This is a genomic window from Thermopirellula anaerolimosa (assembly GCF_054657335.1).
Genome location: NZ_BAAHYX010000006.1, coordinates 1,471,926 through 1,497,714, shown reverse-complemented (window position 1 = coordinate 1,497,714; position 25,789 = coordinate 1,471,926). Strand labels below are relative to the sequence as shown.

18 protein-coding genes are annotated in these 25,789 nt (G+C 60.7%); 10 read left to right on the top strand and 8 right to left on the bottom strand.

The features are described from left to right. Nucleotides 1-78 precede the first annotated feature (78 nt). From ACYQ6J_RS11470 to ACYQ6J_RS11455, 4 genes are all read right to left on the bottom strand, one after another. Entirely contained in the window at nt 79-741 is a 663-nt protein-coding gene (locus tag ACYQ6J_RS11470) for an RNA polymerase sigma factor (RefSeq protein ID WP_460184327.1), read from the bottom strand. 846 nt (nt 742-1,587) lie between these two features. Further along, nucleotides 1,588-5,358 carry a DUF5696 domain-containing protein gene (locus tag ACYQ6J_RS11465; protein ID WP_460184326.1) on the bottom strand — a complete coding sequence of 1,257 codons (3,771 nt, stop codon included), beginning with the start codon at nt 5,356-5,358 and terminating at the stop codon, nt 1,588-1,590. A 243-nt stretch (nt 5,359-5,601) separates the two neighbouring features. Continuing rightward, nucleotides 5,602-7,056, bottom strand: a complete 1,455-nt coding sequence (gene uxaC, locus ACYQ6J_RS11460) for a glucuronate isomerase (protein ID WP_460184325.1) — start codon at nt 7,054-7,056, stop codon at nt 5,602-5,604. A gap of 276 nt (nt 7,057-7,332) precedes the next feature. Beyond that, entirely contained in the window at nt 7,333-8,214 is an 882-nt protein-coding gene (locus ACYQ6J_RS11455) for a hypothetical protein (RefSeq protein WP_460184324.1), read from the bottom strand. A gap of 1,021 nt (nt 8,215-9,235) precedes the next feature. Here ACYQ6J_RS11455 and ACYQ6J_RS11450 point away from each other — a divergent pair. The 3 genes from ACYQ6J_RS11450 to glgB are packed head-to-tail and all read left to right on the top strand — an operon-like array spanning nt 9,236 to nt 12,395. Continuing rightward, nucleotides 9,236-9,949 carry an RNase H family protein gene (locus ACYQ6J_RS11450; protein WP_460184323.1) on the top strand — a complete coding sequence of 238 codons (714 nt, stop codon included), beginning with the start codon at nt 9,236-9,238 and terminating at the stop codon, nt 9,947-9,949. Between the two features lie 34 nt (nt 9,950-9,983). After that, nucleotides 9,984-10,130, top strand: coding sequence for a hypothetical protein (locus ACYQ6J_RS11445; protein WP_460184322.1), 147 nt, complete (start codon nt 9,984-9,986; stop codon nt 10,128-10,130). 54 nt (nt 10,131-10,184) lie between these two features. Next, nucleotides 10,185-12,395 (top strand): 1,4-alpha-glucan branching protein GlgB, encoded by a 2,211-nt coding sequence (gene glgB / locus ACYQ6J_RS11440; protein ID WP_460184321.1) that lies wholly within the window; start codon nt 10,185-10,187, stop codon nt 12,393-12,395. 135 nt (nt 12,396-12,530) lie between these two features. On the opposite strand, the gene ACYQ6J_RS11435 is transcribed toward glgB, so the two are convergent. Then, nucleotides 12,531-13,151, bottom strand: a complete 621-nt coding sequence (locus tag ACYQ6J_RS11435; protein WP_460184320.1) for a PH domain-containing protein — start codon at nt 13,149-13,151, stop codon at nt 12,531-12,533. Between the two features lie 371 nt (nt 13,152-13,522). On the opposite strand from ACYQ6J_RS11435, the gene ACYQ6J_RS11430 reads away from it, so the two are divergent. Further along, the gene (locus ACYQ6J_RS11430; protein WP_460184319.1) at nt 13,523-14,776 is read left to right on the top strand and encodes a ribonuclease D; all 1,254 of its coding nucleotides are present in this window, start codon (nt 13,523-13,525) and stop codon (nt 14,774-14,776) included. Nucleotides 14,777-14,866: 90 nt separating this feature from the next. Here ACYQ6J_RS11430 and ACYQ6J_RS11425 read toward each other — a convergent pair whose 3' ends face one another. Then, nucleotides 14,867-17,137: a prenyltransferase/squalene oxidase repeat-containing protein gene (locus tag ACYQ6J_RS11425; protein ID WP_460184318.1), complete on the bottom strand. Its 2,271-nt coding sequence runs from the start codon at nt 17,135-17,137 to the stop codon at nt 14,867-14,869. A gap of 483 nt (nt 17,138-17,620) precedes the next feature. Here ACYQ6J_RS11425 and larC point away from each other — a divergent pair, with 483 nt between their 5' ends. From larC to ACYQ6J_RS11410, 3 genes are read left to right on the top strand one after another with little or no spacing between them, the layout of a single operon-like run. Further along, nucleotides 17,621-18,826: a nickel pincer cofactor biosynthesis protein LarC gene (larC, locus tag ACYQ6J_RS11420; RefSeq protein ID WP_460184317.1), complete on the top strand. Its 1,206-nt coding sequence runs from the start codon at nt 17,621-17,623 to the stop codon at nt 18,824-18,826. After that, a complete protein-coding gene (locus ACYQ6J_RS11415) occupies nt 18,823-19,386 on the top strand; it encodes a hypothetical protein (protein WP_460184316.1) in 564 nt (187 codons plus the stop codon). The genes larC and ACYQ6J_RS11415 overlap by 4 nt, the downstream gene beginning before the upstream one ends. Nucleotides 19,387-19,404: 18 nt before the next feature. Then, the gene (locus tag ACYQ6J_RS11410; protein ID WP_460184315.1) at nt 19,405-20,511 is read left to right on the top strand and encodes an FAD:protein FMN transferase; all 1,107 of its coding nucleotides are present in this window, start codon (nt 19,405-19,407) and stop codon (nt 20,509-20,511) included. Nucleotides 20,512-20,554: 43 nt separating this feature from the next. Here the strand turns inward: ACYQ6J_RS11410 and ACYQ6J_RS11405 are convergent, their stop codons facing one another. After that, a complete protein-coding gene (locus ACYQ6J_RS11405) occupies nt 20,555-20,872 on the bottom strand; it encodes a hypothetical protein (RefSeq protein ID WP_460184314.1) in 318 nt (105 codons plus the stop codon). A gap of 239 nt (nt 20,873-21,111) precedes the next feature. On the opposite strand from ACYQ6J_RS11405, the gene ACYQ6J_RS11400 reads away from it, so the two are divergent. The 3 genes from ACYQ6J_RS11400 (at nt 21,112) to ACYQ6J_RS11390 (ending at nt 25,264) form a co-directional block, all read left to right on the top strand. After that, nucleotides 21,112-22,905 (top strand): B12-binding domain-containing radical SAM protein, encoded by a 1,794-nt coding sequence (locus tag ACYQ6J_RS11400; RefSeq protein WP_460184313.1) that lies wholly within the window; start codon nt 21,112-21,114, stop codon nt 22,903-22,905. A gap of 6 nt (nt 22,906-22,911) precedes the next feature. Continuing rightward, on the top strand, nt 22,912-23,640 hold the full coding sequence (locus ACYQ6J_RS11395; protein WP_460184312.1) for a CPBP family intramembrane glutamic endopeptidase: 729 nt from the start codon (nt 22,912-22,914) through the stop codon (nt 23,638-23,640). A 220-nt stretch (nt 23,641-23,860) separates the two neighbouring features. Next, a complete protein-coding gene (locus ACYQ6J_RS11390; RefSeq protein WP_460184311.1) occupies nt 23,861-25,264 on the top strand; it encodes a choice-of-anchor Q domain-containing protein in 1,404 nt (467 codons plus the stop codon). A gap of 109 nt (nt 25,265-25,373) precedes the next feature. Here ACYQ6J_RS11390 and ACYQ6J_RS11385 read toward each other — a convergent pair whose 3' ends face one another. Further along, nucleotides 25,374-25,745, bottom strand: a complete 372-nt coding sequence (locus ACYQ6J_RS11385) for a hypothetical protein (RefSeq protein ID WP_460184310.1) — start codon at nt 25,743-25,745, stop codon at nt 25,374-25,376. Nucleotides 25,746-25,789: the final 44 nt, after the last annotated feature.

The window sequence follows — 25,789 nt, the reverse complement described above, 5'->3', positions numbered from 1 at the left end:
AACGATACCGCCGCCACGCTCCGGTTTTCTGATGCCGGAACGTCGCGGCGGCGACCGTTCACAATCCGTCAAGACCCGTCAAGCGGCGTGGAGTTCGGTCAACTCCTTCGCCAGTCGCTTTCGCGCGGTGTGCAGGCGGCGCTTGATCGTACCCACCGGCGAATCGAAACGGCGACTCATTTCGACCAGCGAATTCCCTTCGATATAGAAGGCCACGAGGGTATCTCGGTCCATCTCGCCCAGTCGTTGCAAGCCCTCCCAGACGGCCTTCCGCTGCTCACGACGGACGACCTCCGACCAAGGTTCGCCGCCCGAGTCGGCTTGGTCGAGGTTCTCGAAATTCACGGTGCGCTCCCGCCGGCGACGCACCAATTGATTGATCGCCAGTCGGTCCGCTATGCGGCGAAGCCAACCCGCGAAGCACCGCTTGTCGTGCAATTGATCGAGCTTACGAAATGCTTGGATGAAGACATCTTGGGTGGTTTCCTCGACATCGCTTTCATCGCGCAGGCGTCGGCGGACGGCGTCCCGCACATAGCGTTCGAACATTCCCACGATTCGGTTCGCCGCGAAGCGATCGCCCCGGGCGGCGGCGGTCAGCAACTTCGAGACGGGGTCCTGCGGTTCTTCGCACACCGTCTCGCAAGTTTCCGTAGTTTTTTCTTCGGCCTGGAAATTCACCGGAAGGCCGAAGTCGAGTCCGAATTCCTCTAACTCAAACTCTTGTAAGACCGTAGCCATGACTCCCTCCGTTGCGCGACAACGGACGGAGACCGAGAACCCGTCGGAGAAGGCAAGGACGGAGAGGCCAAACCCCACCGATCCCAGCCGGACCGTTGGGCCTTGGTCGACGTCCCCTGCCGCGTTGATGATCGGGCAGTGTTAACTTCTAGGTGGACGTGACCAAGCCCTATAGGCCTCCGCGCGGGCGGCGAGCCTGGACGCCGCGGCCGGCTGCCAAGACCAAGACGGGGATTGCCAACAACCCAGACCGGATTGGGATCCCCCAAAAGAATCCATGCCGTGGACCGAGTACAAACCCGGGTAACGGCGAATGCCATCGGTGCGCAAAGACAGAGCGGCGCGCAGAACCTTCGTAACCTTCGTGCAGACTACCGTGACGACGTGTTTGCCCACTCGAGCGACGCGAGCGAGAACCACATGCTTAGCCGTCTTCAGCGTCTTCACGAACGTACGCATGATCCACCTCTGCGCCAAGGCGCACCAAAAAGAGTTAAGGACCAAAGTATGCCGACAAGTCGGTCAAGGACTCCGGCACAACACCCTCCATTATTCTCAGCACCATCGTTGCGAGCAAGTCTTGTTCCGAAAACCCGGTCAAATGTCACATCCGGATTTGGAAGACCGCCGCTGCCGTGCGGCATAACCGGCGGAACGCCCTTGACCCCTGCAATGTGCCCCGCATGAGTTTGCTGAACCCATAGCGTAACACACCGTGAGATGACAACGGCAGTTAACGGAAGGTTCGCGGTCCTTTCGCCGCAGGTGACCGCATTTCCTCGCCCGACAGCCACGGAATCGTTGTCGGGCGAGAAATCAGAACCTCTCACGCTGCCCGATATATCGTCAATTCTGCCTGTCAATCACGCAATCGAATTCGTTCGGCTGAATGCTGACCGCTACCATGCCCCCGGCAGGGATTTGCATATCCTCATTTCGGAGGGTCTGGCCTGTCTCGTCGCGATAGACAAGGCGGACCCTCTGCACAGGGGTGCCGACGACTCGCTCCCAGTGGATATTCGCCTCGACGGTGTCGTCGTGTGGCAAGGCGGTGATCCGAACGGCGTCGCCCTCCCGGGTGATGCGTAGCGCCTGCGCGGTCGTGACGATCCCGAAGTCGATGGCCTTGCCGTCGGAGTTCATCCTTGCCTGCAAGGGATCTTCGACCTCGCTTTGGGCAGTCCACGTCAGTTTGTCATCTTCGCCCACAGCTAACGTGCCGAGGCGTACGCGGGTATCACCGTCGCCGGGACCGGCAAGGGTTAGACGCCGTCCGCTCCGCGGGTCGTAGGCGCCGATCCGCAGTTCGACCGTGTCGCCGGGCTTGAGTTGGTCGGGCACGTTCGCACGGAGTACGGTTGGTACGGTGCCGGGGATGGGACCGTCGGGTCGGCGCGGCTCCATATTGCCTTGGAAGATAATCTCACCTTCCTCATCGCAAAAGTGTGAGAAAACGACGTAGTTTTCCGGCAGGCTGCGGCGCAGTTGCCAGTTCACCTGCAATTCCAGTCGCCTCCCGCCCAGGTCGCGAAACGCGCCAGGCAGGGGACGTGCGGGAAGGACTCCGCCGTAACTCTTTCGACCGTTGAAGTAGAGCCACTGCGGGGAGCGAGCGTATTCGACGATCACGCCGTCCATTCGGGCGACGGCGGCTTCGATGACTTGCGGCGAAGCTTGATCGCCGCCCGAGGGCAGCGGCACCTTGGCGAGGAATCCGTACTGCGGCAGAACGGCACCTTGCACCTCCCAGTCGGTCTCCCCGCGATTGCACCAAACTTCGCCGCCGCGTTGCCAGCGAACGTGCTGCCGGTGGATGTTCCCGTCCACAAACTCCACCGACTCGATGCGGTCCAAAGCCAATGCCCGCATGAGCGGCGATAGCAGCCAGTATTTTCGCACAACGTCTTCCCCGAACGGTCGGGACACCATGGCGGGATGCCCGGTCAAGACCTCCGTCGCGATGTAATCGTCGCTGTACATGCCGTGCAGTCGAGTGTCCAGACCGGCGGCGTAGCGCCCTTCGTAGCCCGCCCCGTGTAGAACGAAACGGTCGTGGTGCGCTGCGTCGAACCACGGCACCCGTTCCGCGTCCTTGCACTCCCAATCCCATACGGACCATCGGTAATAGCCGGGCATGGGGTTCCCCACCCGCAAATGGTTGGTTTGCGCCCCGTCCAACCAGCCAATCAATTGGTCGTGGCCGCTCTCGGAGATTTGCGGAGCGTTGTTTCCCAACAATTCGCGAATCCAGGCGAAGTGTTTGCCCCAACTGTCGCGGGTGAAAATGCGATCGAAAAATCGACCGTCCGCCGTCCAGTAGTCGTACGGACCGATGCTGCTCCACACGTCGATGAAATAGGCGGTCGGAGCGAGGTTCTCGCGAATCCAACGCAGATTCGATTGCAGGAAGGGTTCGACCTGATCGGCCCGATAGCGGTAGGATTGCGCTTGCCGACCTTCGTTGAACCAGGCCCTGACGGGCGCTCCATTGGAGTGAAACGCAATGCGTTCCCGGTAGGAAAAGCCCTCGGCGTCGGGATAGAAGTCGATGTAGTTGTCGTGCAGACCGAAGAGGACGCCCGCCTCGCGACACGACTCGATCAGGTAACGGCAATCCTCGAAACTGCCGAGTTGCGGATTGGGGGGGCAGATTTCCGGCAGACGATAGTCGTAGCCCCAGCGCTGCCAGTTGTGCCAAATGACCATGCTGTCGGTCAAGCCGTAACGGAAGGCGCGGCGAAGTTCCTCCGCGCTGTCGCGGTAGCGCCCGCCCCAAAGATCGAACACGAATCGCCCCGCTGCCTGTTGCACTCCCCCTGCGGGACGCAGGCCGTTGATGTTGCGCCACCTCTTGGCGCCTTCCCATGCGTTGGCGGCGGCAATAAACGTAAATCGCACGTCGGGCGCCGCGTGAAGCGAGAAATGACGCTCGGCCGGGATGACGTCGAGATGGCTGGGCGGCACGTCGCAGGCTTGAATCACGCTGAGCCGCGGCGTGAATTCGAAGCCCACGAACGAAGTGGATAAGCGATGGCCGTCGAATCCCAAGCGGTACCGCCCCGGTTGGACCACGACGTTCCCCGCTCCGGCAAAGAGTTTGTCCAGGGGGCGGCTCCAGGTCCCCGCCGCCGCGTCCTCGATGTGGATGTGCCGCCAAGGTTTCGGTTCCGTGGCGTTTTCCACGCGAAAACTCGCGGTCAAGACGCCTTCCACGACGGCCAGTTCGCCCACCAGATCGAACTGCGAATCTTGCCCGACGAAACGATGTGTCACCTTGAGGGGCGCTCCCGGGCCGACGGGGTTCCGGACTTCAACGCCGCGGATCGCCACCGCCGAGCGGGAACCGTCCAGTCGCGCGGAATCGACTGTGATTCGGAACCCGCGAAACCAAACGGTTTCCTGCGGCGTCGCAAAGCCGACGGCGGCATCGAGGAGACCCCGGTTGCCCGGCACGACGCGATATTCGCAATCCAACCCCGCCGCCGTGCCGCGCCCCAAGGTAACGGCGCGATCCCAGGCCGGCGGTGACTGATCGGGTTGCGGCGGGTTACCGACGACCAGCGTCGGTTCCGCCCAGAACGAGGAATCCCAGCCCGTGTTGTTCCGCGGTCCGGGGTGCGACTCTAATTGCAGACGAATGGTTTGACCGGCGAATTTCGACAAGTCTACTTCGTAGTCTTCCCATGCCTTAGCGGTCGTATGTCGTTCCCAGACGACTTCTCCCCATGCTCCCGCCGGCGCGTCCCAAGGGAGGACCCGAACCCGGAACGTCACGCCGTCGCTTTGCCCTTCCGGAGTCATACCGAGCGAGAAGTCCAGCTTGACGGGTGTATTGGGGGGCAAGCGGACGGGAAACTCGGCGGCGAGGGTTCCGACCTGTCCGTCTCGCCACGGCGGATGGATGCCGAGGCAAGGCTTCGTGACATCCCCCAGAGTCGAATCGACCTGATTGAGGCTGCCGGAGTGCTGCGGATGACTGCCGCTCCAACCGACTTCGCTGATTTCGGCAGGCTTTCCGAAGACCTGGATCACGGCACGACGCACGCTTGTCTGCTCCAAGGCGAACGCACTGTCCCGCGACAGCGCGATGGGTTTCCAATCGGCGGCCTGACGTGCCCGACTGCTTGTCGCCTTATCGACGACGAGGACGGCGATCGGGTGAAGTTCGAGATTGGGCTTATCGGACCGGCGGATCGTCGCCCGGACGTGAATCGGATAATGAGCGGCATAGCTGTCCGCGGCGGTTTGCACGCGACAGGTCCGCCGTTGCGATTCGCCGGGCGCCACCCGCACTTCGGCAAACTCGCCCGGATCGGCCTGCCAACCATCGATAAGGCCCATCCGAAGGTTCGCCGAGATCGGCTCGTTGCCCGCGTTTTCCACGATCACGGCGACATCGATCGCGTCGCCCGCGGTGGGGACTCGTTCCGGGGCCTCGATCCGCACAGTGACGCCTTCCGCTCGATCGACCGGCGGATTGTAGGCGACGGCGAAGGACGGGAACACCAAGGCTGCGGTGACGACCGATAACAGCGCGGCGCGATGCCGAGCGACCACATGTCGCGGTGTTCCGAGGGGCCTTAGGAAGTCGGCAACAAACTGTGCGAAATGGGACATGGGGAAGTCCTCCGCTGGATAGGGTATGCGTCCGGGGGGAAATTGGGCAGGATAATCAACGCTACAACGATAGCCCGGGGCGCGAACAAACTCAACACCCCGACCGCCCGGCAGGCGATCCAGGGTCTTGAGCACTTCGGTTCTCGACCTTGCAGGGCGCGGCCGCGCTCGTTTATCGGAGAGCAAATCGCATAACGGGGCTTTGGGAGATCGGGAGCTTTCGCCGATTCGCGTTGAAACAACTTACTTGGTTTCGGCGGCGCCCGGCGTGTGCACCGTAGGCGCTCGGAAGCCGAAGTATCGTGCCGCGTTGTTGTAGCAAATGTCTCGAACCACCGAACCGAGCAGGGCTTCGTCTTTGGGCAGGAGACCGCGATCCATCTCTCCGCCCAACAGATTGCAGAGGATTCGGCGGAAATAGTCGTGCCGCGTGAAAGAGAGGAAGGAGCGACTGTCGGTCAGCATGCCCACGAATCGGCTGAGCAATCCGAAGTTGGAGAGCGTCTCCAGTTGCCGCAAGATGCCGTCGCGCTGATCGAGGAACCACCATGCGGCGCCGAATTGCATCTTGGCAGGCTCGCTGCCGTCTTGGTAGCAGGCCAAGATGGATGCCACCGTTTCGTTGACGGCGGGGTTCAAATTGTACACGATGGTCCGCGACAGTTTTCCCTGCCGTTCCAGGCGATCCAGGAATCGCGTCATGTTACGGGCCAAATTGATGTCGGTGATGGCGTCGAATCCCGTATCGGGGCCGAGGGTCTCGAACATCTTGGAATTGACGTTCCGCAGCGCGCCGACGTGGAATTGCTGCGACCACCCTTTTTCGTAGTTCATCAAGGCGCATTCATAAAGGACTGCCGACTTGAACTTGGCGCGGTCCACGACCGACACGGTTTGATTGTTGTACACCTCTCGGAAGATGCGGTTGAGGTCGGCTTCCTCGTAGTCCTCGGCGACGAATTGTTCGATGCCGTGATCCGAGAGGCGGCAACCGTGTTCGTGGAAATAATCGTGACGCTTCCGCAAGGCCTCGATTAGCGTGGTGTAGTCCTTGACCTCGATGCCGGATGTCTCACTCAACTTGTCCACCCAAACGTGAAACCGTTCGGGATGTTGGAGGAGCATCGCGCGATCGGGTCGGAAGGTGGGCAGCACCTGGACCGGAAAATTGGAGTCCCGTGCGATTTGCCGGTGAGCCTGGAGATCGTCCGTCGGATCATCGGTGGTGCAAACCAACGTCACGTTGAAATAGCGGAGCAGGCCGCGACAGGTGAACTCCGGCAAGGCCAGCTTGGCGCTGCATGTTTCCCATATTTCCGCCGCGGTTTCGGGATTGAGCAAACGATCGTCAATGCCGAACGGTCGCTGCAATTCCATGTGCGTCCAATGGAAGAGGGGATTCCGCAAGAGCTTGGGAACCGTTTCGGCCCACTTGAGGAACTTCTCGTAGTCTGAGGCGTTGCCGGTGCAGTAATACTCGGGGACCCCGTTGGCCCGCATCGCCCGCCATTTGTAGTGATCCCCTCGAAGCCAGATCTCGGTCATATTGCCGAATCGATGATCCTCGGCGATCAAACCGGGAGAAAGGTGCGAATGATAGTCGAGGATGGGCATGTCCTTGGCGTACTCATGGTACAATCGCACCGCGCTGTCATGCTCGAGCAAAAAATTCTCACCTAGGAACGTCGATGGCGTCATGTCATTGGCTCCTTGGGGCGGAAAACCGTTCGAGGACCTGGGACGGCGGCGCCGTTATCAGCCCTTCAAGCCGAGTCGCGAAAAAGCTGCGCTCGGAATCTTGGGCAAAGCGGATGCACAACCCACAATCGCGACCCGGCGACCGGGGGGCGCCGGGCGTGATTTCGGGCACAACGGACGGATATCGGAATCTGCCCTTTTCAATCTTCGTGGCAGTGGATAACCCATACTATCGAACGCGACCGCCGTAAGCTACCCAACCCCCGCTTGCGGCGATTATTCTTCCGTTAGCGGCGGAGGGGATGAGAGGAATCGCCTTGCGGCTTCATGGAAACGCTCCTCCGCTTTGGCGCGATCGAGTAGCAGCAGTTGAAACGCGCTGCGCACTACAACCCCCTTTTCCAAGCATAAGGGGAATACGCGATATTCGAGCGAGAATCTTCCGTCCCGGAAATCGAAGAAGACGGGAACGGCCGATTCCTCCAACTGGAGAGGGCGAATTCCCGTCGGATGAACCAGCAACCCCAGCGCGGAAGACCATCCCGGCAAACCGATTAGGGGAAACGAGAATCCGCCGAGGTCCGCCGTCCTCTCCGCGCCGACATCTTTCTCATTCTTCGCGAGGTGAATCGGGACGGTTGCCGTGCGGCGTTCGGCGTCATCCAGAGCGATGCCCTGCCATGAAACATCTTCAGCCGGGCCGTGAAAGCCGATGCGAACGTCGCGCTCTAAGCCCGGGTTCTCCGTTCGGGCGCTGATTACGGCCTCCAAGAGGTACTCGTCGGCCCCTCGGTGTCGTTCCGCAGGTGCGTCTTGCCAAATGGTTTCAGCGGCGAGACGCCGGGCCGTCAAGGCCACGTGGATTTCCCAACCGTTGCTGGGATCGCCGTCGCTCCAATCCTCGTACCGAGAGTACAGATGGTTGGCTTTGGCGAAGGCGTCGCATAGTCGCAGGCTGGATGCCGGTTGCCCTTCCAGCGACAACGCGAAGACCCGGGCCATTGCTTCGGAATCGGTCGGCAACGGACTTCCGCCGGAGGCGCGCAAAGACACTCCGCCGTCAGGGTGTTGGACATCGGTGCTCCAAAATAGATTCGGACCGCCGCATGTGGCGATGTTGCCCTCAAACTTCCAGGTCGTGCTCGAAGAATCTTGCATGCTTCCTTTCGCTCGTGTCTCGAACGCGGGGAGGTGCGGTTGCGATCAGCGATTACGGCGAAGGGCGAAACGTCGGTTCGCCCTCCGATTCGGCGCGGCCCAAGAACCTCCAGCGGTGGTTTGGTCAACCTCCTTTGCCGCTTCCGTAGAGATTAGCAAAGTCGCAGCCTGCGGCACAAGGATGCGGCAATACTTCGGATCATGCTGGGTTTCGATTGCCGGCGCTGAAGCGTCCCGGCGAAATGCGACGCGGTCGAGAGCGCGGGACAAAAAGACGGAATGATCCGGCATTTCCAGAGGTCGCCAAATCGGCTGGCGGCGGTTTGTGCGGGCTATGGCGGTTGAACCCGGCGGCACGAAAAAACCCCGCCGTTCGCAATTCTCAGCGAGACGACGGGGCCGGAACAGAGAAGAGGCCGTTTCGGAATGGGGGCGATGGCGATCGCTTGCCCGTTCACCTTCTATGATATCGACGCTTTTTCCCGTGTCCAGCGATTTTTCCACATGCGGCGAACCATCCTTGAGGATCAGGGGCAGAAAGAGGGTTTCCCAGTCCCATTCTTGGGGGATATCCGCGCGGACTTTTTTCCGGCTGCGTCTTGTCACGTAATCCCTACGAATTTGCCCGTTTCGTGCCTGCAAAGAGAGTCGCTCCGCACAAAACTGGAAGCGGTCCCGCCGTCTGGTTCAGCAGGCTCAGCCGAACTCGGCGAACTTCAGCGCGTCGCAATGCTCAGAAACCGACATTTCGGAATTGTTTGACGGGGATGTATTGCTAATGGGAGGGATTCCAGTTTGGTGAGGATGGATAAAATGCACAGCGTGAGTCGATAAGGGTATTAAAGGGAAATTGAATGGTCATCCGTATGTCCGTCACGGCGATCGCCGGGGCGACCCGAGTGCGACCGGTCGGAGTCGCGTTGGAGGCTGCGAGCGTTTTGGGAGACTTGAGGCGATCGATCTGTCGAGTGTCCGAGTCCGATTCGCCGACGTCGGCGGCGTTATCGAGGATGAAGCATCCATGATTGGATTCAATTTGCCGGGACAGGTGCCGAACTCCGAGGCTCTGGACCATTTCCTGTTGATTACCCAGACAGGGGTGGGCGGCGATCCGCATCGGTGGCGATTCATTCTGCGCACACCCGACGGGTGCGATGAGATGACCGCCGAGGATGTGGAACCGGATTCGGTGGGCGAAAGGCTGGAGTTGCTGACCCTGGTTCGCGGTTTGGAGGCACTCAATCAACCGTCGCACGTCACCATTTTGACGACCAATCGTTACATTCGCGAAGGACTGCTGCGGGGGCTTCCCGAGTGGCGAGAGAACGGTTGGGAATGGGAGTGTTTCCAGCATCGCGTGCCGGTCAAGAACGGCGACCTATGGAAAAGGGTTGACCGCGCCCTACAATTCCACACGGTAGATTGCCGGATCCTCAGATTGGACCCACCCCACCGCTCGCCCGGCCGAAAGTCCCTCCCGGGACCCTGTTCCCCCTCCGGCAGGCGATCGGTTGGACGAAGGACGCTCGAAGGCGGTGCGCTGAAGCCCGTGCCGTCTCGCTTGGGGACGGACGGCGTTGGGACCGCCCTCTTGGCTGCCGTTCGCGATGGGGTATCGTTGCTTCAGGAACTCGTGCTCCCGTTATTCACGTCCTACCCAGCCCAACGGGAGACGACCGCGAACGACGCTGTGCAAGGTCGTAAACCGCCCGCGACCAAGGTTCGCTGGGCTTGACGTCCGCAGGGAATCTGCATGATTCGTCGGGCGGATGTCGGTCCGCTCGTGGGGACGGAAGAAACGGGGTGAGCGACACGGAGACATCGCCCTGGTCGAACTGCGGGACGAAGGTCTGGAGGACGGCGGTCGAACGGAAAACGCGATCGATTTGTCGCGGCAAATGCTTTGCAACGTTTGAGATAAATCTATCGTTTGAGTAAGCTGTGAGAATATGGAAGGCAAGGAGGTATCCGTGCGTAGCACCTTGGGACTGGATCAGGTGGCTCAGTTGGTGGAGGGAAGGCTGGAGAACCCGTTCGAGATCCTGGGTCCGCACCCGATTCAGGAAGCGGGTCGTCAGGCCATGGCGATTCGAGCGTTTTTGCCCCGCTCGCAGCGGGCATGGGTGATCGATTTGGCGCACGAGGGTACGCCCCGGCCGATGCGCCGCATTCATCCGGCGGGCCTGTACGAGGCGGTTTGCCCCGTCAACGGCAGTGCGCCGCAATATTTGCTTCAGGTGGCGGAAGAAAGCGGCAAGAAGATCATTATGCAAGACCCGTACTCGTTTCCGCCGATGCTGACCGACTTCGACCTTTACTTGCTGGGTGAGGGGCGGCATTGGCGATGCTACAACAAGCTCGGGGCGCAACCTTGCGTGCGTAACGGGGTAGAGGGCGTGAATTTCGCCGTCTGGGCCCCCAATGCCTCCGCGGTCAGCGTGGTCGGCGATTTCAACGGTTGGGACGGTCGCGGCCACTTGATGCGGAAGCACATCCCCAGCGGTTTTTGGGAACTATTCGTGCCGGGCTTGAAGGAAGGCGACCTCTACAAGTTCAAGATTCGTCATCATGATTGGGTCTTCGAGAAGGCCGATCCCTTCGGGTTTTGGGCCGAGGTGCCCCCCAGAACGGCTTCGCGTGTGTACAATCTCAACCGCTATCGCTGGCAAGACGACGACTGGATGGAGGGCCGAAAGACGCGGAACTGGCTCGAGGAGCCGGTCTCGATCTATGAGATGCACTTGGGGAGCTGGCGACGACCGGGAGACGATCCTCAGCGCTGGATGAACTATCGCGAGATCGCTCCGCTCTTGGTTGAATACGTCAAGGAGATGGGATACACCCATGTGGAATTGTTGCCGGTGGCGGAACACCCCCTGACCGCGAGCTGGGGGTATCAGGTGGTCGGGTACTACTCGGTGACCTCTCGCTACGGCACGCCCGAAGATTTCATGTACTTTGTCGATTACCTGCATCAGCACGGCATCGGCGTCATCATCGATTGGGTCCCGGCGCATTTTCCCCGCGACGGCCACGGACTGCGGCAATTCGACGGCACCGCGCTGTACGAACACGCCGATCCCCGGCAGGGAGAGCATCGCGATTGGGGCACGCACATCTTCAACTACGGCCGATACGAGGTTCGCAACTACCTCATCGCCAACGCCCTGTTTTGGCTCGATAAGTACCACATCGACGGCCTGCGCGTGGATGCCGTGGCTTCCATGCTGTACCTCGATTACAGTCGTCAACCGGGGGACTGGATTCCCAACGAATTCGGCGGTCGGGAAAACCTCCAGGCCATCGCGTTTCTCAAGTTGCTGAACGAGCAGGTGCACCTTCAGTTTCCGGGTGCGTTGACGATCGCGGAGGAATCCACGGCCTGGCCCGGCGTTTCCAAGCCGACTCATCACGGCGGCCTGGGATTCAGCATGAAATGGAACATGGGTTGGATGAACGATACGCGCAGCTACATGCGGCGCGAACCCATCCACCGCAAGTATCATCACGATCAATTGACCTTCAGTCTGATCTACGCCTTTCACGAGAATTTCGTACTGCCCCTCTCGCACGACGAGGTCGTTCACGGGAAGGGGTCGCTCCTGGATCAAATGCCGGGGGACCTTTGGCAGAAGTTCGCCAACCTGCGATTGCTGTACAGTTACATGTGGACCCACCCCGGGAAGAAGCTTTTGTTCATGGGCGGCGACTTCGGTCAGTGGCGCGAATGGAATTGCGAGCAATCGTTGGATTGGCACTTGTTGCAGTGGGAAACCCATCAAGGCGTCAAACGGTGCGTGGCCGATCTCAATCGACTGCTCCGACGGGAGAAGGCACTGCACGAGCAGGATTTCACCTGGGAAGGTTTCCAGTGGATCGACTGCCACAATTGGGAGGAGAGCACGCTGGCCTACATCCGCCGCGGGAAGGATCCCGCCGACTACCTGGTGGTTGCCTGCAACTTCACGCCGGTACCGCGTTACGAACACCGTATCGGCGTGCCGGAGACTTGCTATTTCGAGGAAGTGTTCAATAGCGACGCCGCGATTTACGGCGGAGCCAATATCGGCAACTACGGAGGGCGGCAGGCCGATCCCATGCCCTGGCACGGAATGCCGGCCTCGCTCAAGTTCGTCCTACCGCCGCTGGGAGCGGCTATCTTCAAGCCGCGGCGTTCATGAAGCCGCGCCGAACCAAGCGAAGCCGAAAGCATCGCGATTCCCATGACGAAAAGCGGCGGCGCCGATCCGCGCCGCCGTTGTCGTGCGCTGGGGGACGGAACGCGGCGGCATGGTCACCCCGTGGGCCGCATTCGACTACGCGATATTGATTCCACGGCGGATGCGTTCGTCTCGCCGTGCCCCGTCGATCTTCTCGAAAGCGGTTTGGGGATCCTTCAAGCCGTGAATGACGAAGAACGGATCGGAGGAGTCTTTGGTCCGCAGCACGACCCTGCCCACTCCTACGATGCGCTCCAACAGGTTCTGTTCCAGCGACATATCGTCGATGTCGATAATCTCCATCGAATGTACGCTGTGAAAGATCAACCCTTTCTCGCTGTAGAATCGGTACGTGGTGGCGCGGTAGCTGACCGTATAGCGGCGATAGAGGTAGAGCAAAACGTGATAGACCCAGAGCAGGGCGACGATGCCCAGCAGTACGGACCAAACCGTGAGGGGATACTCGACGCGTCGCGAGATCACCACTCCCAGGAAGATCGCACCGACGGTGATCAAAGCCAAGAATATCCAGGTGGGAAACATGGCCCAACCGGAGTAGCGACCTCGCCAGATTTCCACGTCGGGATCGCCGCGCCGCGGCGCCCGGTGCGTTTCGCCGCCGGGAGCGGGAGCGGAAGCCGAGGCTTGACCGCCCGGCGCGGAAGTCGCTTCCCGTAAAGCTTCACCGGTTTCCGGAGCGTTGTGATCTTGTGACATCGATTTGGCCTTTCTTTACGAGAGCCGTGAATCCCGCCGTAAGACGCAATCTTTCGCCGTCAACTGCCGACCGCGTCGCGATCCGCAATACCTTCTTCGCCGCAGCGGCTTCAGTATTTTAATCGCCCGCGTGGGCGTCGTCACTACTTCCCAGGGCGTCCTGTTACCGCCATAGGGTTATTGCCCAAGGGAGGCATCCCATTCCGTCGTCCTTGTTGACGAACGTAATAGGGCCGCCGAAAGAATGCCTCCGCGCCGCTTTCATGGAAAGGTCGCGTGTACTAGAATCGAGTTTCAACATCAAAGCGACTCGTTGCCGGCGGTGGGGGCCGGGGGTTGGTTATCGGAGGAAACAGTTTCAGGGGGCGAACGTGACGGAGAAAAGCGAAGGCGGCGACCATAGTAATGTTTCCCAACCCTACCGCATCATTTCGACCCCTCATGATTTTCAGGCGTTTTGCCGCGGCCTGCGGGATTGCCCGCGGTTGGCCATCGACACCGAGTTCGTCGCCGAGGATAGCTACCATCCGAACCTCTGTCTGATCCAGGTGGCGCTCGACCACGAGTTGGTCTTGATCGACCCGTTCCCCTTAGGCTCGGTGAGCGCGTTTTGGGAGACCATCGTCCATGAGGACGTGGAAACGGTGGTGCACGCGGGGCAGGTGGATTTGCAGTTCTGCTATTTTGCCACGGGGCGGTTTCCCCCTCGCGTTTTCGACGTGCAGATCGCGGCGGGCTTGGCCGGTACCGAATATCCGAGCGGTCTGACCAATCTGATTCAGAAGTACGTAGGCGATTTCTCGCCGCAACACGAGACGCAAAGCGATTGGCGGCGGCGCCCGCTGTCGGAATGGCAAATCGTCTACGCATTGGACGACGTGCGTTTTCTCTTGCAATTGCGCGATCGCTTGGACAATATCCTCGAGAAGCTGGGGCGCCGTTCGTGGCTGGAGGAGGAAGTGGTGCGTCACCAACACGACATTCAAAAACGGCACGAGAGCGAACGCTGGCAGCGGTTGGCCGGGCATCGCGCGCTGAGTGCCAGGGAATTGGCGATCTTGCGGGAATTGTGGCTGTGGCGAGAGGAACGCGCCTCGTACCAAAACGTCCCCGCCCGGCGCATTCTTCGCGACGATCTGTTGCTGGAGCTCGCCAAGAAGAAGACCGGCGACGTGAAGCGTATCATGGCCGTCCGGGGAATGAATTTTCGCCACCTGCGACCTTGGATTCCCGAGATCGCCGAACGGATTCGTCGCGCGCTGGCCATGCCGGAGGAGAACCTGCCGCGACCCGATCACCGCGAGGGGGTGTCCCAATCACCCTTGCTGGGACAATTTCTCTTCACGGCCCTCGGCGGCCTTTGCCGCCAAGGCGACATTTCGGTCGGACTGGTGGGAAGTACGCAAGACATCCGCGATTGGGTGTCTTACCGACTGGGTGAGGCGAACGACGAACCGCCCCTTTTGGCCCAAGGTTGGCGGCGGGAATTGATCGGGGATTTGTTCGATCGGTTGTTGTCGGGAAAGGCGGCCCTTCGTATCCGTGACGCGAGATCGGATCACCCCTTGGAACTCGTCGAGTTGCCCGACCAAGGCGCCGCGGAAGGACGTGATGCCGCGGAATGAAGCCGCTGGGATCGGCGCGATGTCGGCCGGGCGGCACACGATGATTGCACGGTTCTACGGACTCCGCGCCCGCCGTGACGGCGTCACGAATCAGCGACCCGCGGTTGTGTTGGCGCCGGAGATTTGTCCCCGAGGAACGGGGCGATACAAGGGAAGGTGACGGTAATAGACCTGGAGCGTCATGAGTGCCAAGGAGGTGGCGTAGATTCTTCCCCCGCGTTTACCCCAATCGGTTCCTTCCGGACTCCAGCTCCCTTCGCGGTGCCCCGACTTCTCTTGCGTGCGAATCAGCAACTCCCGTATGCGGTGATTCCACAGGTCCCAATCCTCGCCTTCCATGTGGTGCAGAACCTCGGTGGCGTAATAGTAGAAATAAAGCGGTCCCACGTTGGAGCCTTCGGCGGGCGGAAGAGCTTGCACGATCTTTTGGCAACCGGCCTGAAGATGGGGATTGTCCTTGGGCCAACCCAGATATTGCCGCGTCAGCAAACCGGCGGCGGTCAGGGCGTTCGTCGGTTCCTTTCCCGGTTGGTAACAGTATTGCGAGAGCTTGACGGGTTCGGGTCCGACGGCGCAACTGTCGATGAAGCGAGCCGCGCGGGTGAGGGGGCTGCTCTCGATCCTCAAACCGGCGAGCTGACCGCTGCGAATCGCGAGAAACACCCAAGAGACCACCGACATATCGCCGGCCTCGCGAAAGCCGTAACGCCATCCGCCGGCGGTGTGCTGGGCGTTCATCAGGTACTTGATGGCCCTTTGCGCCGCCAATTGCAACCGCTCGTCTCCCGTCAGAGCGTAAGCCTCGCAGAGCGCGATCGTGCCCACGGCATGACAATACGTGTTGCCGCCCAGGTGACCGTCCTTGTCCGATTGGGGATCGTTCACCTGGTTCTTCATTAGCCACGTCAGCCCGCGGCGCACCAAATTGCGGTAACGCGGCAAATCGGCGGGATCCTCCGGGGCGGTGGTGGGGCCGATTCCCTCCGCCAAGAAGGGCAGCAGGGCAAGCGCCGTTCCCGCCGTATCGTTGTCCACGATCTCCGCTTCGGCCTCGTCCGAAAGGTGGCAATCGCATCCGGACACACTGCGACCGTAATTCTTGAGCGACCAGCGACCGTCTTCCTCTTGATGGGCGGCCAGCCAGCGCAGTCCCCGCAAAATCGCTTCCTGAGACTCCGGCGTGCCGCCGTAGGCGTCGCAGAGAGCGGCTTTGGCGTGCGCCGTCAGCCGACCGCCGAAGGAGCCTCGTCGCAAAAGCGGCGCAATTTCCGGATCGAACCCGATTTCCCTCGGAAGAAAGCCGGTCTCTCCCCAGGAGACTCGCACGATGATCGGATCGCGACTGCCGAGACTGCCCGCCCGAGACCGAATGTAAACCGATCGTACGCGCTCCTTGGCGTCCGCCTCGGCCGCAAAGCGAATCTTGACCGATGTGCCGCCGGCGGGGACGTCGACCGGCGCCGCGGAGACCTTGTCGGGAAGATTCTCGAATTCCAAGTGAATTGGACCTGTGTATCCGCGACGTTCGACCGGAAGGGTGACCTCCTGCGTTTCACCCGGCTTCAGTCGGACCACACGGAAGGAATTGACGCGATAGGGAGAACGTTGCACGCTGAGCGCAAAATCCGCGCCCGACGATTTTCCGGCAATCTCCGCCGCCAGCTTAACGGAGTGTTTACCCTCCGCCGCGTTCTCTGCGGCGCGGATGCGTATCTCGGTCGCGTCCGAGCCTTCCGGCACGATGACCGGATCGGCCGTGACCCCGGAGGGAAGATTCTCCAAACGAATCCGTACGGGACGCTTGCACGCGCCGCGATCCAGTTTGACCGGCACGACAATTTCATCGCCGGGGCGGACCAATTGCTCGACCGGCGGTTGAACCTTCGGCAATACCACGGGAACGATCGCGAGGGAGACATTCCGCGATCCGTAGGCGTCCCCTGCGCTAGCTCGAATGATCACCACCGAGAGCAATTGCGAGTCGGCGAGGCGGTCCTCCGCGCGAATCTTCAGTTGCACGGAGTCCGCTTCGGCGGGGATCTCGGTCGGGGTAATGACGATCCCGTCCGGAACGTTCTGGAAATCCAATTGCACCGCGCCTTCCGCTCCGGCGCGATCCACCTTCAACTCTCGGGTAACCTCTTCGCCGGCGGAAATCTCGATCGGCTCGATGGCGGCGAATGAAAGCGCTGCGGACTTGGGCGACTCTTGAACGGGCGGAGAGGCGGCTTGCTCTTGGGAGAGACCTTCAACTTCTTCCACGACCGTCGGGACCGGGGCGGGCGACTCCGCCTTGCGGCAACCCACAACCGACAACACCCCCGGCATCGCGACGGCGATCAGCCCGCATGCACAAAACATCGCAACCCGCGATGTCGTGAAAAAACCGGGGCTGGATTCGCGGTTGCCGACTCCTCGCAAGAAACGGCGGTTCCCTGGCACGGCAAGCCTCCTCCGCGCGATTCGCGAAAGTCGACCGCTCAGCGATCGACTTCGCAAATGCCCGAGTTAGAAAAGATTCGCGGCGCGAATGTGGGAGTGCCTCGATTCGCGGGCATACCTTGCGACTTCTGTTATACACGTCGGAAAACCGGTGTCAAGGAATTTGCGGGGTTTCCACATCGGCGGCGTCATCCGTCGCGAGCAACCCCGTTGCATCGCTGCAACGTCGGTTTGCACATCGAGTTTTCCATCGTAGAATCACGCTATTCGAGCGCGACGCCGGCGGTCTGCGCGTTCGGAATCGCGGGAGGAGTCGGCGGCAGGGGCAAGCCGGGCGTCCGTGTTCGATGTCGCGGCCTCATTCGGCCCATCTCGGCGTTCCATCGGAAGGCGGGGGACTGCATGAAAATAGCTTATTTCGACTGCTTCAGCGGGATCAGCGGAGACATGATCTTGGGGGCTTTGGTCGATGCCGGGGCGGATTTCGAACGCTTGACCGCGGCGATCGACTCGTTGGCGTTGCCCGGTTGCCGCTTGATCGCTGAGGAGGTGCGCAAGGGAGGCTTCCGCGCCAAGCACATCCGCGTGGAAACGCAGCCCGAACATGGCCATCGCCACTTGCGGCACATCTTGGAGCTATTGGAGCGATCGGATTTGACCGCCGCACAAAAGAGCCGCGCCGAGGCGGTTTTTCGCCGCTTGGCCGAGGCGGAAGCGAAGGTCCACGGCACCACGATAGAAAAGGTACACTTTCACGAGGTGGGAGCCGCGGATTCCATCGTCGATGTGGTGGGCGCGGTCGTGTGCCTGGACCTCTTGGGCGTGGAACGCGTTTTCGCCTCTCCCGTGCCGACAGGCCGCGGTACCATCCGCATCCAACACGGCGAGGTTTCGATCCCGGCGCCGGCCACAGCCGAGTTGCTGGTCGGCGTCCCGATTTTGGAGGCGGACGTCCCCTTCGAACTGACGACCCCGACCGGCGCCGCTTTGATTACGAGCTATGCACAACGTTTCGGCCCCCCGCCCGGCATGACCCTACAATGTATCGGATACGGGGCGGGTTCCCGCGACATACCGCACCGAGCCAACTTGCTTCGGGTACTGATCGGGACGTGCGAAGAGTCCGACCTCGCACGCGACGAAACCTCGTTGGAGCGGATTTGGACGGTGGAAACCCATCTTGATGACGTTCCGGGCGAGATTGTGGGCTACACCGTGGAACGCTTGCTCGAGGCGGGTGCTTTGGATGTGTTTGCCTCCGCCGGACAAATGAAGAAGAATCGTCCGGCGATTAGGTTGACGGTATTGTGCCGCGACGAACACCTGGCCGCGGTGGAAAGCGTCGTCTTGACCGAGACGACGACGCTCGGGGTGCGGCGCTGGCCGGTGGAGCGTCGGGTCCTCAAACGCGAATCCGCCGAAGTGCGGACCCGATGGGGCACGGTCGCCGGCAAGGTGGCTTTTACTCCCGAAGGTACGCGGAGGTTCTCTCCGGAATTCGAGTCCTGTCGCGAGGCGGCGCGGAAACACCGCGTCCCGCTGCAGGTGGTGTATCGAGAGGCCGCAGAGGCCTTTGCCCGCGAATCCGCCGCGAACGAGCGGCCATGATCGAGAGGCGGCGCAAGCCGATTCGAACCATGGACCTCCAGATCCTTTATCCGGTCGCCGTGTTGGTTGTGTTGTGGTATTTGATGTGGCGACTTGGGCGGCGCGCCAGGACTCGCGTCGCATCCGAGCCTCGGATGTGGGGCAAGCGGGAGTTGGCCCGCGAGGAGTCCGCGCTCTCGAACAAAGAGGACGAATTGGAAATTCGTCTGCATGAAAAGTCGCGCGAAGTGACGGCGCGGATCGACGCCAAGTTGGCGGTCCTGCAAGAGTTGATATCCCGCGCGGAGTCCGTCGCGGCGCGGTTGGAACGCGCCTTGGCCGCCTCTCGGGTACCGGAGAACGGGAACGCTTCGGGACCTCCTCCAGGCAGTGTGATGGATGACTCGGCGGTATTGGCCCCAACCGATCGAGACCCGACGGATTCCGAAGGCGAAGGCGATCCGTCGGAAGCGTTGTGGGACGAGGTTCGCAGCCTCGCCGCCTATGGGTTCAGTCCGGCCGAGATCTCGCAGCAACTCGGCATTGCGGAAGAACGGATTCGCCGGAAGCTGGCTCAATAGCGGATTGGCAGGTCTTGCATGACATCCGACGCACCGCGACGAGAGTTCCTGCGGCGGTTGACCAAGCCTGTCGCTCGCGGGCCGGGCGGAGACCCGGATGGCCTCTCGCGCGTGGATGGTGGACCCGGTGAAACCTCGTCCGATCGAGTCAGCCGCGAGCTATCGCTCACGGCCAAAGCGATGGGAGGGGAGTTTCAGGTTGTCTTCAATCTTGCCCAGTACGAACAGGCCATGGATGCCGGGTTGGCAGCCATCCAATTGCTGGAACCGCTGGAAGACATGATGTCCTATTTTCGGCCTCGGGGTGAACTGGGCCGGATCAATGCCCTGGCCCCCTTCGGCCCGGTCCCCGTTTCGCAAGAGTTGTGGAATCTGTTGCTCTTCTGCCGCGAGCTTTGGGAAAAGACGGATCACGCCTTTGACATTACGGCGGGGGCGCTTTGGGAAGCCTGGGGTTTCGCACGGCGGCAGGGGCGGCTACCCTCCCAGCCGGAATTGGACGAAGCCAAGGATTGCATCGGCTGGCAATGGTTGGACTTGGACGACGTCAAAAAGACCGTCGCTTTTCGAAAACCCGGTATCAAGTTGAATCTGGGTAGCGTGGGAAAAGGTTACGCCCTTGATCGCTTGGCAGAGAAGATTGAAGAATATGGCGTCGGCGACTTCCTGGTCCACGGGGGGAAAAGCAGCGTATTAGCGCGGGGGAGTCGAATCGAGTCGGGAGGAAATCCTGCCAGCCCTCGGATCGGTTGGCCGGTCGGAATCGCTGATCCCATCTTACGAGGGGGAAAGCTGGGCGAGATTATCCTCTTGGATCAGTCTCTAGCGACGTCCGGTACGGCGTTTCAATTCTTTTATCATCAAGGCAAGCGGTTTGGGCATGTTTTGGATCCGCGTACCGGTCTTCCCGTGGATCACTGTCTGTCCGTCACCGTCGTTGCGCGGACCGCCGCCGAAGCGGATGCCCTCTCGACGGCCTTTTTCGTGCTCGGCCCCGACGCCGCCCAGGTGGTTTGTGAGAAGATGGATAAGGTCGGCGTGGTCTTCGTTGTGCGCGGCAAATCGCCGAATAGCCCGGAGTTGCTTTCCATCGGCCATGCCCCTCGGGTCATTCCCCCTAATTAGTGGCATATAATAGGTGCGTGACTAATGAGACGGCTTGTTACAATCAATTATCCTTCTTTTCTAATTTATCAGATCGTTGCGGCTGATTTTTGCGACGATTGCGGGAAAAATATGGCGGCGAAATATGTCTTTTATGATTGCATTTGGGCCGGCCGAACCCTATGATGATGTGATTCGCCAACCCCTTGGCGATGACTGACCGGTTTTGCGTTCCAGAATCGAGAGCGATTCCCTTTCCCGCACGTCGAGTAGGTTGTTGTGAGGTATCGGTTGTTTCCTCGCCTTTTTGACGATCGGGCGGCGTTTGAGAGTCCACGCGGCGCAATGTCGGTCGACAATCCCAAATTTGCGGTGGATGCATCAATCAGTCTCATCATGCCTTGCCCCTCCTCTGAAGCGGTCTCTTTTCCATGTTCCCAGCCTTTGCAATCGGATGGGCGGACGTATACAATTCGCCCAACTCGGTTGTGTTCGCGGCTTCGGACGGGAACCGGGTGCAAGGGTTCGACGGCATGATCGGTCCCTACGGAGTGTGACGCGCGGAACGGGTACAACGACTCGTCCTCGCGAGAAGAAAAGGTTTTGAAGAAGGCATTTGCAATGGAACTTCCACGACGAGAAAAAAACGATCGCTATACCCCTGCGGGACGGTATCGGGAATTGGAACGCGAGGTCCGCGAGCGTGCGTCTCGCGAGGACGTTCCCACGCTGTTTATCTACGCCTTTGACAAGCGGACCAGCTTGGGACCGTTTGTCATGATCGAAAAGCTCCTGATTCCCGGAGCGCCGCGCGCCGTGGCCTCAGCCTTGTACGCCGCCGGTTTCAGCAAGTTGCGGGTGGTGATGCAGCAATGGAACCCCAATATTCGGCCGAGTCGCGCCAAGATCGACGGTCGAACGCCGGAGTTGTTGCTGGTCTCCAGCATGCAGATTCACAGCGCTTGTGCATACGACTTGATTCGGGATGCTTGGCGACTGGGGGACGACCGCCCCTTGATCATCGCCGGCGGGCCGAAGGCCATTTATGAACCGTGGGACTTTTTCGGGCTATCCGAGGACGGCGCGGTCGGTGCCGATGTGGTTTGCACGGGCGAAGAGTACGTTTTGCTCGAACTATTGGACCGCATTCTCGATTACAAGTTACCCGGCGAGCACTTGCGGGCCGCCTTCGAACGAGCGCGAAGCGAGGGGGCTTTGAACGGAATCCCGGGGCTGGTCTTTCGGCCCGATCCTCCGGTCGGCATGCCGGAGTATTTGATCGACACCGGGATCCAGCGACTCGTGCAGGATCTGGACGAACTACCCTTGCCTTATGACGCCTTTTCGCTGTTCGAACCGCCGCATCGGCACGAAACGCTATCCGCGGAACCGATTCCCACCGAAAAGATGGGCGAGTACGCCCGGGTGGTTTCGGTGATCACGACCCACGGTTGCAAATTCCATTGCCCGTACTGCCCCATTCCCGGCTACAACCAATACACGTTTCGCTGGCGAAGCCCCGAGCGATTGGTGGAGGAATTCCGGGGCATCAAGGAGCGGACCGGGATCACGAATTTCTTCGGGACGGACGACAACTTCTTCAACAACCGGGAGACGGTGGAGGAGATCTTCACCGCTATGGCCCGGGCGACGTTCCGCAATCGTCCCTTCCGCGACGAGATCCGCTTCGCCACGGAGGCGACGGAGTACGACGTCCACAAGAATCTGGACTTGGTGCCGTTGGCGCGGGAAGCGGGCCTCCGCAGCATTTGGTTCGGAATCGAGGACCTTACCGCGGATTTGGTCAAGAAAGGCCAGTCGCCGGAGAAGACCAAGGTCGTCTTCAGCCATCTGATTCGGCACGGGATCGCTCCCATGCCGATGATGATGCACCACGACAAGCAACCTCTTTGGTCGTGGAGGAGCCTGCAAGGCATCCTGAATCAAGTCAACTTCCTGTTCAAGACCGGTGCGATTACGTGCCAGGTGACGATGCTGACGCCCTCGGTGGGCAGCAAAGGTTACGAACAACCGTACCAGGACGGCATCGTGCTGAAGAGCGCGGCGGGAGTCCCGGTCGAGGACTTCCATTACGACGGCAATCACGCGATTGCGACCGGCCATGCCAGTCCGTTGCGGCGGCAGCTCAATATGATTGCCGCCTATCTGGCCTTCTACAATCCCATCAATCTCGTACGATCTCTGCCGAAATGGGATCCGCTGTGGAAGGAACGGATCGCGACGCAACTTTGGGGCATGTACGGCGTGGCGAAATCGATGTGGAACGTCGGTGGATGGCTGCGGCAGTTGGCGTCCGGGCCGATCGAGTATCATACGGCCCCTCCTCAACCCAAGTTCCGTTTGGTTCCCGTCGAGCCTGCCCTAGCGAGACCGGTGCTAAACGTCTTGAGCTGAGACGAAATGCCTGATGATTCGCGTCTTCGCAAACGCACTCCGAGCGTGCTCCCAGTCTTGATTGCAGCCATGGTCCTGCCGACCGTGGCCGCTTTCTTTTACTTCGTGCAGGCCCGGACGCTGCCGGTCGTTTGGCAGCGGTCCGCCTACGGATTGGGAAAGCTTGTGTTGCTGTTGCCGCTTGTTTGGCACTTCGGCGTCGAGCGGCGACCCCTTCCGCGAGTGCCGCGATCGGTCGCCGGGGTGCCGATCGGCCTGGCATTCGGCGCGTTCGTGTCGCTCGCGATGCTTGTTTTGTATTACGCGGCATTGCGCGGATCACCGCCGTTTCTCGCCGCCGCCGAGGCCGTCCGCGACAAGTTGATTGGTTTCGGTCTCGACAGCCCGGCTACATATGCAGCCTTTGGGGTTTTCGTATCGCTCTTGCATTCGGCGTTGGAAGAGTACTATTGGCGGTGGTTTGTGTTCGGACGCCTGCGAGATTACCTGGCGTTCATGCCCGCGGCAGTGGTGGGAAGCTTGGCCTTCATGGCCCATCATGTCATCATCCTGGGAGTGTATTTCGGCTGGGGTTCCCTCACGCACGTCCTGTTCTCGCTGGGGGTAGCGGTGGGCGGTTTCGTTTGGTGCTGGATCTACCACCGCTCCGGTTCGCTCCTGGGGCCTTGGCTCAGCCACGCCTTGGTCGACGCCGCGATCTTCGTGGTGGGCTACGATCTGGTGATCGCGGCTTGAAGTGGTCGTCTTCGCCAGGGGGGCACGGCGTTTCCGTCGGCGGAAGGCAGTCGGAAGGATTCGCCGTGGCGACGGCGACGAGCCTCTTTGCGGCGATTATAATGACGCCATGTCCGCGACGAGCGTGGCGAACCGCATCCCCCATGGGTATACACGGGGCGTGGCGTGCGGATGCCGTGACTTTGGTTTGATCTGATTCTCCATCGTAAGGGCGCCGAACATGCCGGACCGTTGCCGTCTGTCTCGAATTTGGGCCGCCGTATTGGCGGTGTTGTCCCTGTCGGCCTTGTCCTCGCCCGCGGCGGACTTCTACATCGATCCCCAGCACGGCGATGCCGCGAATGACGGCAGTAAGGATCGCCCGTGGAAGAGTCTTCAGGACGTGTTGGACCGCGGTTGGATCGAAACGCGCGATTGGCCGTCACTGCCCTACAAGCCCGAGTTGCAATTGCTGCCGAAAAACGCGGGCGCTCCGGTCCGACCGGGTGATACGATCCATCTGCGGAGCGGCGATTACGGCGACCTGGTCATCCGCAGCCATTACAACCGCGATTTCATCACGATTCGGGCGGAGGAGGGCCAAACGCCGCGATTCCGCAGCATTCACATCCAGTCCGGATCGCATTGGGTTCTCAAAGGACTGCATGTGAGTCCCGAGTACGGATCAGGCGACAAGCCGCGCGCGATGATTTTCTTGGAATCGCACGGTTGGCGCGGTCCCGTGCACGATATCATCGTCGAAGATTGCGTGCTTCAATCGGCGGAGGACACCTCGCAATGGTCGGCGGACGATTGGAATCGTAGGGCCTGCGACGGCATCATCACCAACGGGGCCTCGATCACCATCCGACGAAATCGCCTGAAGAACGTGGATTTCGGCATTTCCGTCAGCGGTCCGAACGGCCTTGTGGAGCATAACGTCGTCGAAAACTTTTCGGGCGACGGGCTGCGCGGCTTGGGGGACTACGGCGTCTTTCAATACAACGTGGTCAAGAATTGCTACGACGTCAACGAGAATCACGACGACGGATTTCAAAGTTGGTCCGTCGGACCGGACGGAGTCGGCACGGGACAGGTCAAGGGCATCGTCCTCCGCGGCAACGTTATTATCAATTACGAGGACCCGAACCAACCGCATCGCGGCGCCCTGCAAGGTATCGGTTGCTTCGACGGTATGTACGTGGATTGGGTGGTGGAAAACAATGTCGTCTTCGTGGACCATTACCACGGCATCACCTTCGGCGGCGCGGTGAATTGTCGGATCATCAACAACACGGTGATCGACCCCAACGACCGCCGACCCGGTCCCGCCGCCGTACGCATCGGGAATCACAAGAGAGGCATGCCTTCGCGGGACTGTATCGTTCGCAATAACTTGGTTTCCGCGCTCGACGTCCGCGGGGAGGGGATGACTGCGGACCATAATTTGATCGTGGAGAAGCCCGGCGAGATGTTCGTGGATTCGCAGCACGGGGATTTCCGACTGCGAGAAAAGTGTCCCGCGGTCGATGCCGGCACCGCCGAAGGGGCGCCGCGGGTCGATATCCGCGGAACCACGCGCCCGCAGGGCGACGCCGTGGACATCGGCGCCTTCGAGTGGACCGAAGAACCCTCCGGAAGTTGACGGCGGCGAGATCACGATCCGGCCCGAATCGCGGGCGCCGCGGTTCTCCTCGGTGGACGATCTTTAGCACCGATTCGACGGCATTAGCAGGCCGACCAACCGGCGGAAATCATGGCGCCGTGGTCCAACTCAGGCGAGCGACGGCAATGCCTTTCAGACTCGGCAGCAGGGCGGCGACGAAATACTCGTCTTGATGCCGAAGAATCTCCGGCGCGGCGATCGGCATCGTGCACACGAAGTGATCTTCGTCGCGATCGACGCCGAAGTCCGGCGGATCGAGCGAAAAATACACGCTCGTTTGAGCGCTCTCGCCGGTCAGTTCGCTCAAATCGGGATTGCGGGCGATCCGCCGCCATGCGCCGACGATCCGGGGTTGGAGGGGGCCTTCTTCGGCGCTAGCCGAGTGATGCAGCGTCGTTGTGAGGCCGTAAATCAGAACCAGGAATCCCACAGCAGGGATGAGTCTTGTGGCAGACCTCATTGGGCTGGTTCCTTTCGTGCAGGCTGAGCGTTGCGGAAGCGGCG

What these genes read in the sequence shown, in the direction of transcription:
- uxaC (WP_460184325.1), bottom strand. Translation starts at nt 7,056, where the DNA reads ATGACGCCATCGACGTTCCTAGGTGAGAATTTTTTGCTCGAGCATGAC.
- ACYQ6J_RS11415 (WP_460184316.1), top strand. Translation starts at nt 18,823, where the DNA reads ATGATCGAGAGGCGGCGCAAGCCGATTCGAACCATGGACCTCCAGATC.
- ACYQ6J_RS11455 (WP_460184324.1), bottom strand. Translation starts at nt 8,214, where the DNA reads ATGCAAGATTCTTCGAGCACGACCTGGAAGTTTGAGGGCAACATCGCC.
- ACYQ6J_RS11470 (WP_460184327.1), bottom strand. Translation starts at nt 741, where the DNA reads ATGGCTACGGTCTTACAAGAGTTTGAGTTAGAGGAATTCGGACTCGAC.
- ACYQ6J_RS11435 (WP_460184320.1), bottom strand. Translation starts at nt 13,151, where the DNA reads ATGTCACAAGATCACAACGCTCCGGAAACCGGTGAAGCTTTACGGGAA.
- larC (WP_460184317.1), top strand. Translation starts at nt 17,621, where the DNA reads ATGAAAATAGCTTATTTCGACTGCTTCAGCGGGATCAGCGGAGACATG.
- ACYQ6J_RS11385 (WP_460184310.1), bottom strand. Translation starts at nt 25,745, where the DNA reads ATGAGGTCTGCCACAAGACTCATCCCTGCTGTGGGATTCCTGGTTCTG.
- ACYQ6J_RS11390 (WP_460184311.1), top strand. Translation starts at nt 23,861, where the DNA reads ATGCCGGACCGTTGCCGTCTGTCTCGAATTTGGGCCGCCGTATTGGCG.
- ACYQ6J_RS11405 (WP_460184314.1), bottom strand. Translation starts at nt 20,872, where the DNA reads ATGCATCCACCGCAAATTTGGGATTGTCGACCGACATTGCGCCGCGTG.
- ACYQ6J_RS11450 (WP_460184323.1), top strand. Translation starts at nt 9,236, where the DNA reads ATGATTGGATTCAATTTGCCGGGACAGGTGCCGAACTCCGAGGCTCTG.
- ACYQ6J_RS11395 (WP_460184312.1), top strand. Translation starts at nt 22,912, where the DNA reads ATGCCTGATGATTCGCGTCTTCGCAAACGCACTCCGAGCGTGCTCCCA.
- ACYQ6J_RS11465 (WP_460184326.1), bottom strand. Translation starts at nt 5,358, where the DNA reads ATGTCCCATTTCGCACAGTTTGTTGCCGACTTCCTAAGGCCCCTCGGA.
- ACYQ6J_RS11410 (WP_460184315.1), top strand. Translation starts at nt 19,405, where the DNA reads ATGACATCCGACGCACCGCGACGAGAGTTCCTGCGGCGGTTGACCAAG.
- ACYQ6J_RS11425 (WP_460184318.1), bottom strand. Translation starts at nt 17,137, where the DNA reads ATGTTTTGTGCATGCGGGCTGATCGCCGTCGCGATGCCGGGGGTGTTG.
- ACYQ6J_RS11445 (WP_460184322.1), top strand. Translation starts at nt 9,984, where the DNA reads ATGTCGGTCCGCTCGTGGGGACGGAAGAAACGGGGTGAGCGACACGGA.
- ACYQ6J_RS11400 (WP_460184313.1), top strand. Translation starts at nt 21,112, where the DNA reads ATGGAACTTCCACGACGAGAAAAAAACGATCGCTATACCCCTGCGGGA.